General features: G+C 63.8%; 12 protein-coding genes. 10 read left to right on the forward strand and 2 right to left on the reverse strand.

Going from position 1 to position 15,595, the window contains the following annotated elements; all coding sequences use genetic code 11:
• Positions 1–480: 480 nt before the first annotated feature.
• Complete coding sequence (locus WS49_RS34115; protein WP_082725570.1) at positions 481–1,101, reverse strand: hypothetical protein; 621 nt, start codon at positions 1,099–1,101, stop codon at positions 481–483.
• An 812-nt stretch (positions 1,102–1,913) separates the two neighbouring features.
• Here WS49_RS34115 and WS49_RS24890 point away from each other — a divergent pair.
• The 9 genes from WS49_RS24890 (at position 1,914) to WS49_RS24930 (ending at position 13,107) form a co-directional block, all read left to right on the forward strand.
• Positions 1,914–3,032, forward strand: coding sequence for a branched-chain amino acid ABC transporter substrate-binding protein (locus tag WS49_RS24890; RefSeq protein WP_059534285.1), 1,119 nt, complete (start codon positions 1,914–1,916; stop codon positions 3,030–3,032).
• Positions 3,033–3,205: 173 nt separating this feature from the next.
• On the forward strand, positions 3,206–4,132 hold the full coding sequence (livH, locus tag WS49_RS24895; RefSeq protein WP_059534287.1) for a high-affinity branched-chain amino acid ABC transporter permease LivH: 927 nt from the start codon (positions 3,206–3,208) through the stop codon (positions 4,130–4,132).
• 11 nt (positions 4,133–4,143) lie between these two features.
• On the forward strand, positions 4,144–5,415 hold the full coding sequence (locus tag WS49_RS24900) for a high-affinity branched-chain amino acid ABC transporter permease LivM (RefSeq protein ID WP_059534289.1): 1,272 nt from the start codon (positions 4,144–4,146) through the stop codon (positions 5,413–5,415).
• Entirely contained in the window at positions 5,412–6,185 is a 774-nt protein-coding gene (livG, locus tag WS49_RS24905) for a high-affinity branched-chain amino acid ABC transporter ATP-binding protein LivG (protein WP_059534291.1), read from the forward strand. The genes WS49_RS24900 and livG overlap by 4 nt, the downstream gene beginning before the upstream one ends.
• The gene (locus tag WS49_RS24910; RefSeq protein WP_059534293.1) at positions 6,185–6,886 is read left to right on the forward strand and encodes an ABC transporter ATP-binding protein; all 702 of its coding nucleotides are present in this window, start codon (positions 6,185–6,187) and stop codon (positions 6,884–6,886) included. The genes livG and WS49_RS24910 overlap by 1 nt, the downstream gene beginning before the upstream one ends.
• A 1,109-nt stretch (positions 6,887–7,995) precedes the next feature.
• Positions 7,996–8,550: a fimbrial protein gene (locus WS49_RS24915; protein WP_059534295.1), complete on the forward strand. Its 555-nt coding sequence runs from the start codon at positions 7,996–7,998 to the stop codon at positions 8,548–8,550.
• Between the two features lie 151 nt (positions 8,551–8,701).
• Positions 8,702–9,433 (forward strand): fimbrial biogenesis chaperone, encoded by a 732-nt coding sequence (locus WS49_RS24920; RefSeq protein WP_059534297.1) that lies wholly within the window; start codon positions 8,702–8,704, stop codon positions 9,431–9,433.
• Positions 9,434–9,595: 162 nt separating this feature from the next.
• Positions 9,596–12,157, forward strand: coding sequence for a fimbria/pilus outer membrane usher protein (locus WS49_RS24925; RefSeq protein WP_082725571.1), 2,562 nt, complete (start codon positions 9,596–9,598; stop codon positions 12,155–12,157).
• Between the two features lie 8 nt (positions 12,158–12,165).
• Positions 12,166–13,107 (forward strand): fimbrial protein, encoded by a 942-nt coding sequence (locus WS49_RS24930; RefSeq protein WP_082725572.1) that lies wholly within the window; start codon positions 12,166–12,168, stop codon positions 13,105–13,107.
• On the opposite strand, the gene WS49_RS24935 is transcribed toward WS49_RS24930, so the two are convergent.
• Complete coding sequence (locus WS49_RS24935; protein ID WP_257127788.1) at positions 13,098–13,604, reverse strand: aminotransferase class III-fold pyridoxal phosphate-dependent enzyme; 507 nt, start codon at positions 13,602–13,604, stop codon at positions 13,098–13,100. The genes WS49_RS24930 and WS49_RS24935 overlap by 10 nt on opposite strands.
• A gap of 783 nt (positions 13,605–14,387) precedes the next feature.
• Here WS49_RS24935 and WS49_RS24940 point away from each other — a divergent pair.
• Entirely contained in the window at positions 14,388–15,542 is a 1,155-nt protein-coding gene (locus WS49_RS24940; protein ID WP_306453912.1) for a right-handed parallel beta-helix repeat-containing protein, read from the forward strand.
• Positions 15,543–15,595: the final 53 nt, after the last annotated feature.

A 15,595-nucleotide genomic window follows, 5' to 3' on the forward strand; every position in this document is an offset into this window, starting at 1 on the left:
ATATGCCAGCACGGCTGGTGAGCGCGAGCGTGATTTGCTCGGATTGTGGAAACCAAGGTCGCTTGTGGTATTGGCGATCCAGCGGTCGGGATCGCATTTCCTTGCGTTCGACCAGAGCGGCAGCATCGCGCGAACCGATCCGAACAGCCGGATCGCGGGCCCGCATGCTGTTTCTGCAGAAGCGTGTCGGGCTGGACGAGGTCGGGTTTGGGTACTTTTCTGGCGCAACGGGCGCGCTCGAATAATTGACCGCGCTGGGCTTGAGTGCGATCTTCTCGAGCGCGCTGGACGCGGACGGACGCGTCTGTGCGCTGAAGTCGCTCGTCGGCAGAGCGAGCGGATCGACGCTGCATCAACGATGCGGTTCGCTAGGCCGTGCTGTTGGCGCGGCAAAACGCGAAGCAGTCCAACACGGCAAGTGACTACGCCGCGCGGGGGCGCCAGCCGGGTAGGGCGATCGTCACCGGCCACGACGGGACATCACCAAGCGATATTGCAAGACGACCGCGACGCTCCCGCACCGCCGGTAGCCGTGCAATGCGAACCCGCGCCGTTGTCGTAGAACGTCCGCGTCACCGGCTGCGGCATCGATGGGTCGTACGGATTCGGCGCACCGTGCGGACCGCGCGCGGCATTGAAAGGTCGCGTGGGCGGATACGAAATCCTGCCGCCAGGCGCTTGCGACCCGTTGGCCCTCAGATAATCAGTCCAGTTCTGCGCGCGCTGTTCGTATTGGGGTAACGCGCGACCGAAGCTATCGCTGCCGCCCGCGCCGAGCGCAACGCGATTCGAAGGCCATGCAGAATCGCCGGCCCTGTGTTCAACCGAAGGCTGCGGCTCGAGCGTATCGCCCGAAACCCGCAACGGCCGCGTATCAGGCGTATCGAACGGACTACGTTCAGCCCGCGCCGCGTACTTCGCGCGCCGCGTCGTTAGCGCGGCACGCGCGTCATCCCTGGCGACAGCCCGGCGTTCCGAGCGAAACATATTGGCCCCGCCGGAACGATCGACCAGCGAATCGCGGCCCGAGGCGTCGGCGGTCGAAACAGAAAGCGCACAAGCGAGCGCGGCGGCGGAAGAAAAACGGAGAGGATGATTCATCGGGATCCGAACCAGGTGATGTGCAATGAGAAAAAACGGCAGATCACTGGCTGGCGGCTCGGCGACGTATGGGCGTCGAAGCGGCCCTGAAGCGACTGCGAATCGCGGAAGGGGCGACTCACAGGAAGGCTGGCTGGATTGCAGAAGCGAGGCCGCATTATTTCATAAAAATCACAAACAGCTTTCGCGCGACGGGTAAATGTCGGCAAACAGAAGGATTGGCGGCGCAGTCGCATCGCTCCGACACGGTGCACGCCGACACAATCATCAGTTGATTGATCGTCGGCGATCGGACCCTAAGCATCCAAAAGTGCACACGACGCACGACGACAAATCGCCGAAACCTAAACCCGGCAAGGAATTCATCGACAAGCCCACCCAAAATCGCAACCCAATTGCACCCGCCGCAAACGTTCGCCGCCCGCCTCAGTTGCTCCCGCATCGCCACCTTGCGCGAGTCAAGTTTCTCCGTGTTTTCCCTCATGGAGGCGGCATTTTTGACAGACGATTTGAAAACCCCCATATAATTTCGACTGCCTTGCCAACGGCTGTCGGACCATCCCTCCGGACGAGCAGTTGGCAAGCGGGGCAGGCGAAACGCTTGCGCAATGCAAGACGCATCACGATGTCTTTCCGAACCAGACGTCCCCTTTGGGGGACTGCAAGAGCCGGGCCCCGCTACGCAACATCCATCCGCAGGTCCGTCTTCATGTGTCTCGGGCGTGTCCCATGTCCTCGCCCCGGGTGCTGTTCGATTGCGCAAGTCATGCCGCCTTTGCCCGTATGACTAAACAACATCGAGGAGCTCCCAGATGACGCTGTCCCGTCTTACGTCCATTTCCGCCGCCGCCGTGCTGTTCGCCGCCGGCGCCGCCGCCGCGCAAGCGGAAACCGTGAAGATCGCCATCGCTGGTCCGATGAGCGGCTCGGTCGCCCAATACGGCGACATGGTGAAGGCCGGCGCGCTGACCGCGATCGAACAGATCAACGCGGCCGGCGGTGCGGGCGGCAACAAGTTCGAAGTCGTGCAGATGGACGACGCATGCGAACCGAAGCAGGCCGTCGCCGTCGCCAACAAGATCGTCAGCCAGAAGATCAAGTACGTGATCGGCCACGTGTGCTCGGGTTCGACGATCCCCGCATCCGACATCTACGAAAACGAAGGCATCGTGATGGTCACGCCGTCGGCCACCGCGCCGCAGCTGACGGAAGGCAAGAAGCGCCACTTCATCTTCCGCACGATCGGCCGCGACGACCAGCAAGGCCCGGCCGCCGCGCACTACATCATCAACAACGTGAAGCCGAAGAAGGTCGCGGTCCTGCACGACAAGCAGTCGTACGGCCAGGGCATCGCGTCGTCGGTGAAGAAGGACCTCGAAGCCGCGAAGATCCCGGTCGTGCTGTTCGAAGGCATCAACGCCGGCGATTCGGACTACTCCGCGATCATCACGAAGCTGAAGTCGCAAGGCGTCGATTTCGTCTACTTCGGCGGCTACCACCCGGAAATGGGTCTGCTGATGCGCCAGGCGCGCGAGCAGGGCGTGAAGGCCACGTTCATGGGGCCTGAAGGCGTGGGCAACAAGGACGTGACGGCAATCGCCGGCCCGGCTTCGGAAGGCATGCTGGTCACGCTGCCGGCCGACTTCTCGGCCGACCCGGCCAACGCGGCGCTCGTGAAGGCGTTCGCGGACAAGAAGCGCGACCCGAACGGCCCGTTCCAGATGCCGTCGTACGCAGCGGTGAAGATCATCGCCGACGCGATCGCCGGCGCGAAGACGACCGACCCGACGAAGGTCGCCGCGTACATGCACAAGACGACGTTCGACACGCCGATCGGCAAGGTCGCGTATGACGCCCAGGGCGACCTGAAGGCGTTCAAGTTCGTCGTCTACACGTGGCACAAGGACGCGACGAAGACCGCCGCCAAGTAACAACGGAGTATCCGCCCGCGCGCCCGCTCTGCCCGTAACCCGGGCGGAGCGCGTGCGCATTTGGCCGTTCCGCGGCCGACGGGTGGCCCGAGACGACACCGTGCGTTGCGCACGGCCGAACGCCGTGATCCGGCGACGGCATGCGACCCAGCGCCAACGGGAGCTTCCCGCACATGACTGACTTCTTTCCTCAATTCGCCCAGCAGCTGGTCAACGGCCTGACGCTGGGTGCGATCTATGCGCTGATCGCCATCGGCTATTCGATGGTCTACGGCATCATCGGCATGATCAACTTCGCCCACGGCGAGATCTACATGATCGGCGCGTACGTGGGCCTCGTGACCCTCACCGCCATCGGCATCTCCGCCGGCTATCCGCTGCCGCTCGTGCTCGGTGCCGCGCTGATCGTGTCGGTGATCGTCACCGGCCTGTACGGCTTCGCGGTCGAGCACGTCGCGTATCGCCCGCTGCGCGGCGGCCCGCGCCTCGTGCCGCTGATCTCCGCGATCGGCATGTCGATCTTCCTGCAGAACTACGTGCAGATTGGCCAGGGCGCGCGCGACGTGTCCGTGCCGGTGCTGATCTCCGGCGCATTCGACATCCACCTCGGCGGCGACTACGACGTGACGATTCCGTATGCGCGTCTGTTGATCGTCTGCGTGACGATCGTGCTGATGATCGCGCTGACGCTGTTCATCTCGCATTCGCGGATGGGCCGTGCCTGCCGCGCATGCGCTGAAGACATGAAGATGGCGAACCTGCTCGGCATCGACACGAACCGCGTGATCTCGTTCACGTTCGTGCTCGGCGCGATGCTGGCGGCCGTCGGCGGCGTGCTGATCGGGCTGACGATCGGCAAGCTGAATCCGTACATCGGCTTCGTCGCGGGCATCAAGGCGTTCACCGCCGCGGTGCTGGGCGGGATCGGCAGCATCCCGGGCGCGATGCTCGGCGGCGTGCTGCTGGGCCTCGCCGAAACCTTCGCCGCAGGCTACATGCCGGCCGAGTACAAGGACGTCGTCGCGTTCGGCCTGCTCGTGCTGATCCTGCTCTTCCGCCCGACCGGCCTGCTCGGCAAGTCGGACATCGAAAAGGTTTGAGGGAGACGCAGATGAGTCAAGTCATTTCCGTTCGCCGCCCGGCCGCCGACGCTTCGGTCGGCCAGGCGCTGAAGAATGCCGCGGCCGCCGCGCTGCTGACGGCGATCCTCACGATTCCGGTGCTCGGCCTGCAGTTGAAGCTCGACGGCTATCAGGTCGTGCTGACGCCGCACTGGCGCCCGGTGTGGATCGCGGTCGCGGCCGTGTTCCTGTTCCAGTTGTTCAAGCCGTGGCTCGTGCGCGCGAAATCCGCAGTGAAGCTGCCGGCGATGCCCGCGATGGGCGCGCAGCAGCAGCGCGCGATCATCTGGGTGCTGCTCGCGGTCGGCCTCGTGTGGCCGTTCTTCGGTTCGCGCGGCGCCGTGGACGTCGCGACGCTCGCGCTGATCTACGTGATCCTCGGCCTCGGGCTAAACATCGTGGTCGGTTTCGCGGGGCTGCTCGATCTCGGCTATGTCGGGTTCTACGCGGTCGGCGGCTATACGTACGCGATGCTGAACCAGTATTTCGGGCTGTCGTTCTGGGAGTGCCTGCCGATCGCGGCGATCGCCTCGGCGACGTTCGGCTTCCTGCTCGGCTTCCCGGTGTTGCGTCTGCGCGGCGACTATCTCGCGATCGTCACGCTCGGCTTCGGCGAAATCATCCGCCTGCTCGCCAACAACCTGACGAGCCTGACGGGGGGACCGGACGGCATCTCGAGCATTCCGAAGCCGACGGTGTTCGGCTTCGAGATGGCGCGCTCGGCGAGCGTCGAGGGCGCGAAGACCTTCCATGAACTGATCGGGCTGGAATACAGCGGCGAGCACATGGTGATCTTCCTGTACCTGATCGCGCTGGTGCTGGTCGGCTTCACGCTGTTCGTGACGAGCCGCCTGATCCGCATGCCGATGGGCCGTGCGTGGGAAGCGCTGCGCGACGACGAGATCGCCTGCCGTTCGCTGGGCCTGAACCCGACGCGCATCAAGCTGTCGGCGTTCACGCTCGGCGCGGCGTTCGCGGGCATCGGCGGCGCGTTCTTCGCCGCGCGTCAGGGCCTCGTGAATCCTGAATCGTTCACCTTCATCGAATCGGCGCTGATCCTCGCGATCGTCGTGCTCGGCGGGATGGGTTCGCAGCTCGGCGTGATTCTCGCGGCGATCCTGCTGACAGTGCTGCCGGAAGTCGCGCGCGGCTTCGCCGAGTACCGGATGCTGATCTTCGGTCTGGTGATGGTGTTGATGATGATGTGGCGTCCGCAGGGCCTGCTGCCCGCGAGCCGTCCCCACGTGGAGCTGCCGCAATGAGCGCGAATACGGAACTGTTGAAGGTCGCCGGGCTGCAGATGCGCTTCGGCGGGTTGCTCGCGGTGGACGGCATCGATTTCGACGTGCGCCGCAACGAGGTGTTCGCGATCATCGGGCCGAACGGCGCGGGCAAGACCACGGTGTTCAACTGCGTCGGCGGCTTCTACAAGCCGACCGGCGGCGACGTCGTGCTCGACGGCCACGCGATCGCCGGGCTGCCGAGCCACAAGATCGCGCTGAAGGGTCTCGTGCGCACGTTCCAGAACATCCGCCTGTTCAAGTCGTTGACGGTCGTCGAGAACCTGCTCGTCGCGCAGCATCGCAAGGTGAAGTCGGGGATGCTGCACGGCCTGTTCGCGACGCCCGCGTATCGGCGCGCGGAGAAGGAAGCGCTCGAACGCGCGGCCGTATGGCTCGACCGGATGGGGCTGACGGCGGTCGCCAACCGGCAGGCCGGCACGCTGTCGTACGGGCACCAGCGGCGCCTGGAGATCGCGCGCTGCATGATCACCGAGCCGCGCCTGTTGATGCTGGACGAGCCGGCGGCCGGTCTCAACCCGCAGGAGAAGATCGAACTGCAGCACCTGATCGACAAGCTGCGCCGCGAGTTCGGCGTATCGGTGCTGCTGATCGAACACGACATGAGCCTCGTGATGGGCGTGTCCGACCGCATCCTCGTGATGGAGCACGGCCGGCCGATCGTGATCGGCACGCCGGAAGCGGTTCGCAACGACCCGCGCGTGATCAAGGCGTATCTGGGGGAAGAGTGATGCTGAAGCTGGAACAGGTCCATACGCACTACGGCGCGGTCGAGGCGCTCGCGGGCGTGTCGATCGAGGTGAACAAGGGCGAGATCGTCACGCTGATCGGCAGCAACGGCGCCGGCAAGACGACGCTGATGATGACCGTGTGCGGCACGCCGCGCGCATCGTCGGGCCGCGTGCTGTTCGAGGGCAACGACATCACCGCGATGTCGACGCACCAGATCATGCGGCAGGGGATGGCGATCTCGCCGGAAGGACGGCGCGTGTTCCCGAGCCTGACGGTGCTCGAAAACCTTAAGATCGGCGGGTTCTTCGCGAGCCGTCACGAGATCGACGACGGCATCGAGCACGTCTTCAAGCTGTTTCCGCGCCTGAAGGAGCGCGCGGCGCAGCGGGCCGGCACGATGTCGGGCGGCGAGCAGCAGATGCTCGCGATCGGCCGCGCGCTGATGAGCAAGCCGCGCCTGCTGCTGCTCGATGAGCCGACGCTCGGTCTCGCGCCGCTCGTGATCGCGCAGATCTTCGACATCATCCGGACGATTCGTGACGAGGGCGTCACGGTGTTTCTCGTCGAGCAGAACGCGAACAAGGCACTCGGCGTGGCCGATCGCGGCTACGTGCTCGAAACGGGGCGCGTGGTGCTCGCCGATACGGGCGCGAACCTGCTCGCGAACGACCGGATCAAGCAGGCGTATCTCGGCGGTTGATGCTGGATGCCGCCGGCCTGCAACGAGCCGGCGGTACTCGGTACTGTCCGCGCGACACCGACGTCAGGAACAGTCGCAATCCATCGCCCGGCCGGTCATTTGCGGCCCGATCGCGTGCCGCCGGGCCATTCATATCAGTGAGCGCGTTTCCCCTTCGGATTATGCGTGCTCAACATCCCCGCCAGCTCTGGGAGCGATCCGCTCTCCCCAACCGTTAATCATTGTCAAACCGCGCTTATCCCAAATTTTATGGGATGAAATTAGGATGATTCTTATATCGTGTGCGGATTCCAGAAAAGTATCATTTAAATAGTTTAGTTGCCGACGGGAAATTTTACTGCTGCGCACTGCAAGAAAATGGAAGTATGAAGGGTTGCCTTGGTCGGTTGTTTGCGATGGGGTAATTCTGAATTCGCCGGCGTTTGATCGAATTTACGCGAGGTGTGCCAAGCGCCGATAACCAGATCGTCATCGCAATGCAATCCGCGTATTGCAATGGCGAATACCTGTCGCCCACGGTCAAGCCGCTGCCGGCAGCGCGGCCGTCAAGAAAAATAATAAGGGCAGATGCCGGCTGGGATGAGCGTCGAGAGAGAACGCGGTTGCGCTTCCACACCCGTTCGGCTCGTCTGTCAACAGAGGCCGCCGGGTATCCGAGCAAAGGCAAGCGTGCAATGCGCAGAAGGCCGGGCCGATAAAAACCGGCGTGAAGCGCGATCTCGAACTGATCAAGCGCGCAGTTCGGGCATCGGCTCAACACATCTTTTGCCGGTTTTCCGGGCGGTGGGCCCGGGGCGCTTTCCTGCAGGCGCCGAGATCGACGCGGGTTTGGGGCGGATGCTGTTGTCTTGCGGGTGTATCGGTAAGTCGTTGACTTAGTTATTGACTTGTAACGAAACCCGAAAGATGTATATCGGCGCGATTCGCTCTGGAATGGCCGGCCGGCCAGGATTGTGTAGTGGCATAGGCGTCGCGCTCCATTGATAAAAAAGATTTTTGTAAATGTGGGCGCTTATCCGGATAAATAAATCGATTGGACTTTATCGGCGCTGTGGGAGGTAAGTCTGGATTTTTTATTCGTTTGTTTGTGTAACCTGAGGGAATCTCAAATGAAAAAAATCACCATGTTGATGTCCGCTGTCGGCCTGGCAGCCGCGTTCGGCGCGAATGTCGCACACGCATCGGACGGCTCGGTCCTTTTCCAGGGCGCGGTCATTGCCTCGACGTGCAAGATCAGCAACGTCGCAGCCAACGGCAATGTCACGGTCATGCTGCCCAATGTCGGCACCGCGCAGCTTTCCGCGGCGGGCAAGACCGCAGGCCGCACACCGTTCAGCTTCCAGTTGACGGGGTGCAGCACGGCGGCTTATGCGCCGACGCAAGTCGCGGTTGCGTTCGAGCCCGGTCCTGCCGTGAACCTGGCAACGGGCCGGCTGAAGCCGACCGGTATGGCGAATCCGGCGGCCAATGTCGAAATTGGGCTGCTGAACGACACGTATCAGCCGATCAAGGTCGGTGCGGCTTTCGAGGATCAGAGCTCGCAGGTAGTGAAGATCGTCGACGGCGGCGCGACGCTGCAATACGCAGCGGAGTACGTGGCGACTGGCGTGGCGACGGCCGGTGACGCGAGCACCTATGTCACGTATTCGCTCGTGTACCCCTGATTCGGAAATGAGCTGAATTGGCGGCTGGCCATCCTCCGCAGTGGCCAGCCGAGGTTCGGATCGACAGGCTGTCAGTTTGGCCGCGCATCGGAACAATTCCCAGAGGATAGGCAGAGTGAAATTGAGGAATCCATACAAAAAAGCGTTTTCGATGATGGTATTCGGCACGCTGGCGATTCTGACGCTGATGTTGCCGTTGACCGAAGCGTCCGCCAGCGTGGTGCTCTCCGCTACGCGGATTGTCTTCGAGGCCAAGGACAAGGAAGCCACGATTCAACTGGTGAACGAAGGGAAACACCCGTCGCTCGTGCAGGCATGGATCGACGATGGCGACATGCGTGCGTCGGTCGATGAAATCGACGTTCCGTTTGTGGTGACACCGACCGTGTTCCGCGTGGAGCCCGGGAAGGGCCAGGCGCTGCGGATCATTTACAGCGGTGAACCCTTGCCGGCCGACAAGGAGTCGTTGTTCTGGCTGAACGTGCTCGACGTGCCGCCGAAGGCGGCGGCTACTGAAGACCGAAACGTATTGCAGGTCGCCTTTCGGTCGCGCATCAAGCTGATGTACCGGCCGGCCGGTCTGTCCGGGGATTCTGCCGAGGCGCCGAAGGCCCTCAGATGGAGCCTCGTCCGCGACGACAAGCAACAGATCGTTCTGAAGGCGGAAAACCCGACGTCCTACGTCGTCAATCTGGGCAGCGTCACGCTGAATGTGCGCGGCAAGCCGTTCACGGCAGGAATCGGCCACATCCTTCCGGGCGAGACGGCAACGTTCCCGGTCAAGGGGCTCGGCACCCGTGACGTTGGCGATGCGACCGTGACGTACAGCAGTGTCGACGACTGGGGAAGCGGTCGTGCGCATGAGGCGGCTGTCGCGCACTGACGTCGGGAGAAGAAGGACCGCAGGCGCCGCACCGACGATGTCGGCGTGAAAAAAGAAAAGCGATGCTCTTCAGAGAGGGAAATCATAGTGCGTCGGCGTACCAGTTTGCCGCAAGAGAATCGGCCCAAGCTGAAATCGATTTGCGCGGCGTGCCTGATTGCGATGGCGGGATGGCAGGCAGAGTCTGCATATGCGACGACGCAACAACTCGCGCAAACGGAATTTGCCCAGGTTGAGTTTCAGGGGGGATTCCTGAACAACGCGAGCGGCGGGATCGATGTATCGCGCTACGCGCGCGGCAACGTCGTGCGTGCCGGAAAGTACATTCCGGACGTGTATGTCGACGGCCGTTGGATCGGGCGGTTCGAATTGACGTTCAAGTCGGCGCCCGGCGTCGCCGATGCGCAACCGTGCTTCGATCAGTCGATGCTCGAGACGATCGGCATCGACGTCGAGCAACTGTCCGAGGAGGTCCGGACGACGCTCGGCCGGCCCGGCGCATGCATGCGCGTCGGCGAAGCGCTTCCGGAGGCATCGGTTGAATTCGACTTCGGCAACCAGCGCGTCGATCTGAGTATCCCGCAAGCGTCGCTGCGGCGGCACGCGCGTGACGCGGTGAATCCGGACCAGTGGAGCGCCGGCGCGCCGGTCGCGATGCTGGGGTACAACGTCAACGTCTACAATTCGCACGTCAAGGGCGCAGCAAGCAACACGCAGGGCTACGTGGGTCTTGACGGCGGCTTCAATTTCCAGCGCTGGCATTTTCGTCACAGCGGCTCGATGAACGTGGACAACCGCGGTCGGACGCGTTACGAAGCGGTCTCGACCTATGCGCAGCGCGACCTGACGTCATGGATGTCGCAACTGGTGATCGGCGAATCGTACACGTCGGGCGATCTGTTCGATTCGACGTCGTTTCGCGGCGTGCGCGTCTATACGGACGACCGTATGCTGCCGGAGTCGCAGCGCGGTTATGCACCGGTCGTGCGGGGTGTCGCCAACACCAACGCGAAGGTGACCGTCATGCAGAACGGCGTGAAGCTGTACGAAACGACCGTTGCGCCGGGCGCGTTCATCATCGACGATCTGTATCCGACCGGTTACGGCGGCGATCTGCACGTCTCCGTGATGGAGGCCGACGGCTCGGTGCATTCGTTTACGGTGCCGTATGCCGCGGTTCCGTTGTCGTTGCGTCCCGGGCAAAACCGCTACAGCTTCACGGCCGGTTTCGTGCGCAACCTTCCCGAGACGACGCCTTTCTTCACGCAGGCAACCTGGCAGCACGGCTTCACCAACATGCTGACGGGCTATGGCGGCGCGACGGTCGCGGACGGCTACGCCGCCGCGATGATCGGCGGCGTGCTCAACACGTCCTGGGGCGCATTCGGCGTGGACGTCACCCATGCCGTGACGTCGATTCCGCGCGAGCGGCGCTATTCGGGACAAAGCGTCCGCATCAACTACGCGAAACAGATCGATACGACCGGCACGAACATCGCCATTGCGGCTTACCGCTATTCGACGGATGGTTTTTTCGGTCTGAACGATGCGATGTCCGCGCGCGACCAGGCCAAGGTTTTCATGGGCTCGGCGGGAATATACCGGCAGCGCAATCGCATGTCGTTCACGATGAGTCAACAGCTCGGCAACAAGGGCGGCAGCCTCAACGTGACCGCGTCCGCGATGACGTACTGGAATCGCGGCGGGTCGGACGTCGACTATACGATCGGCTACAACAACAGCTTCCGCGATGTGTCGTACAACCTGTCGGCGACCCGCCAGCGCGACGCGTGGGGGCGATCGAGCACGTTACTGTACGCAGGCCTGACCATTCCGCTCGGATCGAAGCGGCCTGCGATGCTGTCGCTCAACTTCAATCGCGACACGCAAGGGTCGACGCGGGCGCAAACGAGTCTGTCCGGCGCGCTTGGGCGCGAAGGCAATTTCTCGTATGGCGTGAACGTCGATCACGATGCAAGTCGTGGTCGATCACAAACCGCCGGCGGCGCGAACGCGATGTATCGCGGCTCGATTGCGGACGTCAGCGGCAGTTTCGGTGTCAGCACGGATTTTCAGCAATTCTCGCTGGGCTTGCGCGGCGCGATGGTCGCGCATCCGGGCGGCGTCACGTTGTCCCAGCCGTTGTCGGAGACATTCGCGATCGTCAAGGCGCCCCATGCGGAAGGGGCGCGCGTCACGAACATGTCGGGCGTGCGCGTCGGACGCAACGGCTATGCGGTCGTGCCGTTTCTGTCGCCGTTCAGGATGAACGAGATCACGCTCGATCCGAAGGGGTTGTCGACGGATGTCGAATTGCAGGAAACGAGCCAGCGCGTCGCGCCGCTCGCGGGCGCCGTGCCGCTGCTCGAGTTCAGGACGACGTTCGGTCGCTCGGCGGTGATCCGCATGCATCGGCCAGATGGCGCGCCGGTGCCGTTCGGCGCGTCGGTCGTCGATCAGGATGGCGCGGATATCGGTGTGGTGGGGCAGGGCGGCAAGCTCTTCGCACGCGGATTGTCGGAGCGCGGCGATCTGTTCGTGGAGTGGAATGGCAGTGGCGAAAAGTCGCTGTGCAAAGTCTCGTATGCGCTGCCTGAACGGCCCGCCAGGCGAGGTCGGGGCGCCGGCGGACTGCCGCAGCGCGTCGAGTTGCCGTGTGTATCGGTGGAACACGCGGATTACCGGCCGAATCTCTCGACGGGCGATTCGGTTCAACCCTCGTGAGGAAACGTATGAAGACAATTCGAGGCGTGGTCGCCTGTGTCTGGCTTTTCGCGTTGGGCGCGTTCGTCTATTCGCCGTCAGGTGTCGGACAAACGGTCACGCCAGTCAAGCTGTGGTATTCCCCGTGGGGTTCCCCTCTTTCCATTCCGACCACCGCGCCGCCAGGGACCGTCGTGCTGCGCGCGCTCATACCGGTCGACTGGATGGCCTTATGCGGTCAACCATCATGCGAGATCACCAGCGTCACGCTTTACGACAAGGGTCTTGCCACCAACCCTCCGATCGCCGGCCCTGACATCAGTTCGCGAAACCCGGGTTTGAAAATGCAGGTGCTGTTCGATGGTCAGCCGGTTACGTCGAGCTCGGTCGGCGTCAAACCGTCGCGTGTGGAGTTGATCGCGATCAGGACATCGAGTGCCGTGTACACGACTGGCCTCTCATACCTGACGACGACCGGCATGACGGTGTTCGGCGTTGGCGGCGGCTCATCGTTCAGCGTGAATGCCGGTCAGGCGCCGGTTACACCGATCGTCGGAACGTGCAATGTTCCGGACAAGACAGTGAATTTGCCGCGAACGGTCGTGTATCAATTTGGTGGCGTTGGTACGACAACGAATGTCGAAGTGCCGTTCGACTTGCAGATGGAAGCGTGCCCGGCCGGTTACAACCATGTTGGCTACACGCTGGCGCCGGCCGGTGGGGCTCCGGCTTCCGCCAACGGCGTGCTGCCGAACGGCCCCGGGACGACGGCTTCCGGTGTCGCGATCCAGTTGACGGACCCGGGCGGCACGCCGGTTCAGTTCAACACGCCGATGAACCTCACCTCGTATGACACGGCGACGGGCGGGTCGTACACGGTTCCGCTGGTTGCACGATATATCCAGACAGCCGAGACAATCGGCGTGGGCGCCGTGACGGGCGTCGTCGAGGTGCTGATGGATTATCGCTGACGGCTTTCCGGTCGCGCGCCTGCGGCGCCGGGAGGCGGGGGCTGTGTGCCGGTGTGCCCGACACCGGTTTGCGCTTCGTCGAGGATCAGCAGCGTCCCGCGCGCCTCGCACTCGTACTTGAGCGCTGCCATGTAGCCTTCCGGCAGTTCGATGATGCCGCCCGAACTGAGGATCGGCTCCGCGACGGACGCGGCGAGTTGCCGCTCGCCTGGCGATCGATCAGGTCGAATGCGGAGTCGAGTTCGGCGAGAGGATCGTAGGCGCCGTCGCGCTCGAAGCGCGGCCGGTACGTGAACGGCGCCGGAATCGCGAATGAACGGGCGGCGGCCGGACCGACACCCTTGCGGCCGACGCTGTACGTGGCGGACGCCGCCGCGCCCGTTCGATTCCGCGCCGGTGCTCAGCAGCAGCGCGCGATCGAGACCGGGCGGCGTGATGTCGGCGAGGCGCGTTGCGACATCGACGACAGGGCGAGACGCGGCGTGGTGCTGACGCATCCCGGCGAGCGGTTGCTCGTGCATGCGCAGCGCATCCTGCGGCAGCACGACGTTGTTGTGACGCACGGCTCGAGGTCGTCGCGCTTTATACATCGGAATTGGTCAGTAAAGCTAAATACTGGCACGCGGCTCGTCTCGAGAACACATTCACGTCTGTCGCGCGACGTCCCGAGCCGGCACGACGAGTCGTAAGCCGGTCCATATCGCGGATGCGACAGGGGCACACGACCCGTCCTACGACGTCGCGGGGCTTCTGTCCGATTTGCACGCGCCAACGGCGAAATAGACTTCCAATCGAGCGAAATGATCGTATGGGTCCGGAGACGAAGCCGGCCGACCCGCGTCGCTCGTGCAAGGGCTTCGGCATGTCGCTCGACGGCCGCACGCTGCCGGCTCCGTCGACGTCGAGCCGCTCTTGGGGGAGCGGCTCGCCTGTATCGGCAGACGAACGGGCATTGGCCTGAAGCAAGGCCGGCTGTCCAAGTGGTTTCGCACGAAATCGTTCTGCTCCGATGTTCGACACGTGTCGAGCCGGCTCGCCGGCCGACCGTCGACGCGTTGCGGCCGGATGCCGCCGCATCGCGCTGCGTCGGGCGGATGCCTACCGAGGGGGTCATCATGACCAGGTCATTTCGTATTGTCAGTGCCGGGGTGGTTGCATGCGCGTGTTGTGTCACCAGCTTCCCGGTTCATGTTTGCGCGGTGACGCTTACGGGCTACGCCGCGCCGTGGCGTATCGCGCATGCGCGATCGCGACCGGCAACGACTGCCGTGCCGCCGGCCGTGACCGTCAGGCCGGCAAGCGACGGCAGCGACCAGACCGATGCATTGCAGGCGGCGCTCAACGCATTGCAGGCCGGACAAACGCTGATACTCGCGCCGGGACGCTATACCGTCAGCCGCTCGTTGTCGGTGGCGGTGCCGGGTGTCGTGGTGTCGGGCTACGGCGCGACGCTCCTCGCGACCAATCCGTCCGACCAGACGCTCGTGATGAGCGGCGCCGGTTCGACATTGGTCGGCGTCACGCTGATCGGTACCGGTACGACGCGGCTCACCACGCCCGAATCGACCAAGGTCGAGGTGACGGGCACGGACGTCCAGGTGCTCGGCGTGACGATCCAGGGCGGCGCCAGTGCCGGGATCTTCGTGTTCGGCGGCAGCAACGTCGCGATCGTGGGCAATACCGTGCGGGCCACGCTGGCCGACGGCATCCACACCACCTACGGTTCGACCAACGTGCTCGTGCAGAACAATACTGTGACGGGCACGGGTGACGACCTGATCGCCGTCGTCAGCTATCTGGGCGACGGCCGTCTCAGCAGCAACGTGCTGATCGACCACAACACCGTGTCGGCGAATTACTGGGGGCGCGGCATTGCCGTTGTCGGCGGCCAGGCCGTGACGATCTCGAACAACACGGTCGACGGCGTGCAGAAGGCGGCCGGCATTCTCGTCGCACAGGAAGACAGCTGGCGTACCTTCGGCGTGTCGAACTTGGTGATCGACAACAATTCGGTGACCAACATCCAGAATTCGAATGTGAACAACGGGCTGCAGCCGACGCAGCAGGGCGCGCTCGAACTGGACACGTGGTCGGGCTCGGTGTCGTACGTCAAGGTGACGCGCAATCGCGTATCGGGATCGGGCTACGCGGGGTTCCGGGCAATCGGCAACGTGTGCGAATTCCAGGTCTCCGACAACACGTTCGCGTCGGTCGCCGGCTCGCCGGTGTCGCTGCTGTCGCGCGGCTGCACGGCCAACCAGATCGTCGTCAGCGGCAATACGATGGACGGCGTCGCGCTGGTTCCGCCGGTCGGCGCATCGTCGTCCGGAACGATTCCGGCCGCCGGCGCGGTGACGGCGGCGATGCCGCGGGTGCGAACCGGCTTGATGCAATCGACGGGCGGCGCTGCGCCGGCAACTGGCGCGGCGCGATGACATCGCGTGCACATTGATGGAACGGCGCCGCCGGCGCGGCCGGCGCGCGCCGG

This window comes from Burkholderia sp. RF7-non_BP4 (assembly GCF_001521935.1).
Taxonomy (GTDB): Bacteria; Pseudomonadota; Gammaproteobacteria; order Burkholderiales; family Burkholderiaceae; genus Burkholderia; species Burkholderia diffusa.

Bases quoted from the DNA above. Each gene is read 5' to 3' on its own strand.
- WS49_RS24890 (WP_059534285.1), top strand. From the start codon at position 1,914: ATGACGCTGTCCCGTCTTACGTCCATTTCCGCCGCCGCCGTGCTGTTC.
- WS49_RS24920 (WP_059534297.1), top strand. From the start codon at position 8,702: ATGATGGTATTCGGCACGCTGGCGATTCTGACGCTGATGTTGCCGTTG.
- livH (WP_059534287.1), top strand. From the start codon at position 3,206: ATGACTGACTTCTTTCCTCAATTCGCCCAGCAGCTGGTCAACGGCCTG.
- WS49_RS24930 (WP_082725572.1), top strand. From the start codon at position 12,166: ATGAAGACAATTCGAGGCGTGGTCGCCTGTGTCTGGCTTTTCGCGTTG.
- WS49_RS24925 (WP_082725571.1), top strand. From the start codon at position 9,596: ATGGCGGGATGGCAGGCAGAGTCTGCATATGCGACGACGCAACAACTC.
- livG (WP_059534291.1), top strand. From the start codon at position 5,412: ATGAGCGCGAATACGGAACTGTTGAAGGTCGCCGGGCTGCAGATGCGC.
- WS49_RS24910 (WP_059534293.1), top strand. From the start codon at position 6,185: ATGCTGAAGCTGGAACAGGTCCATACGCACTACGGCGCGGTCGAGGCG.
- WS49_RS24900 (WP_059534289.1), top strand. From the start codon at position 4,144: ATGAGTCAAGTCATTTCCGTTCGCCGCCCGGCCGCCGACGCTTCGGTC.
- WS49_RS34115 (WP_082725570.1), bottom strand. From the start codon at position 1,101: ATGAATCATCCTCTCCGTTTTTCTTCCGCCGCCGCGCTCGCTTGTGCG.
- WS49_RS24935 (WP_257127788.1), bottom strand. From the start codon at position 13,604: ATGCGTCAGCACCACGCCGCGTCTCGCCCTGTCGTCGATGTCGCAACG.
- WS49_RS24915 (WP_059534295.1), top strand. From the start codon at position 7,996: ATGAAAAAAATCACCATGTTGATGTCCGCTGTCGGCCTGGCAGCCGCG.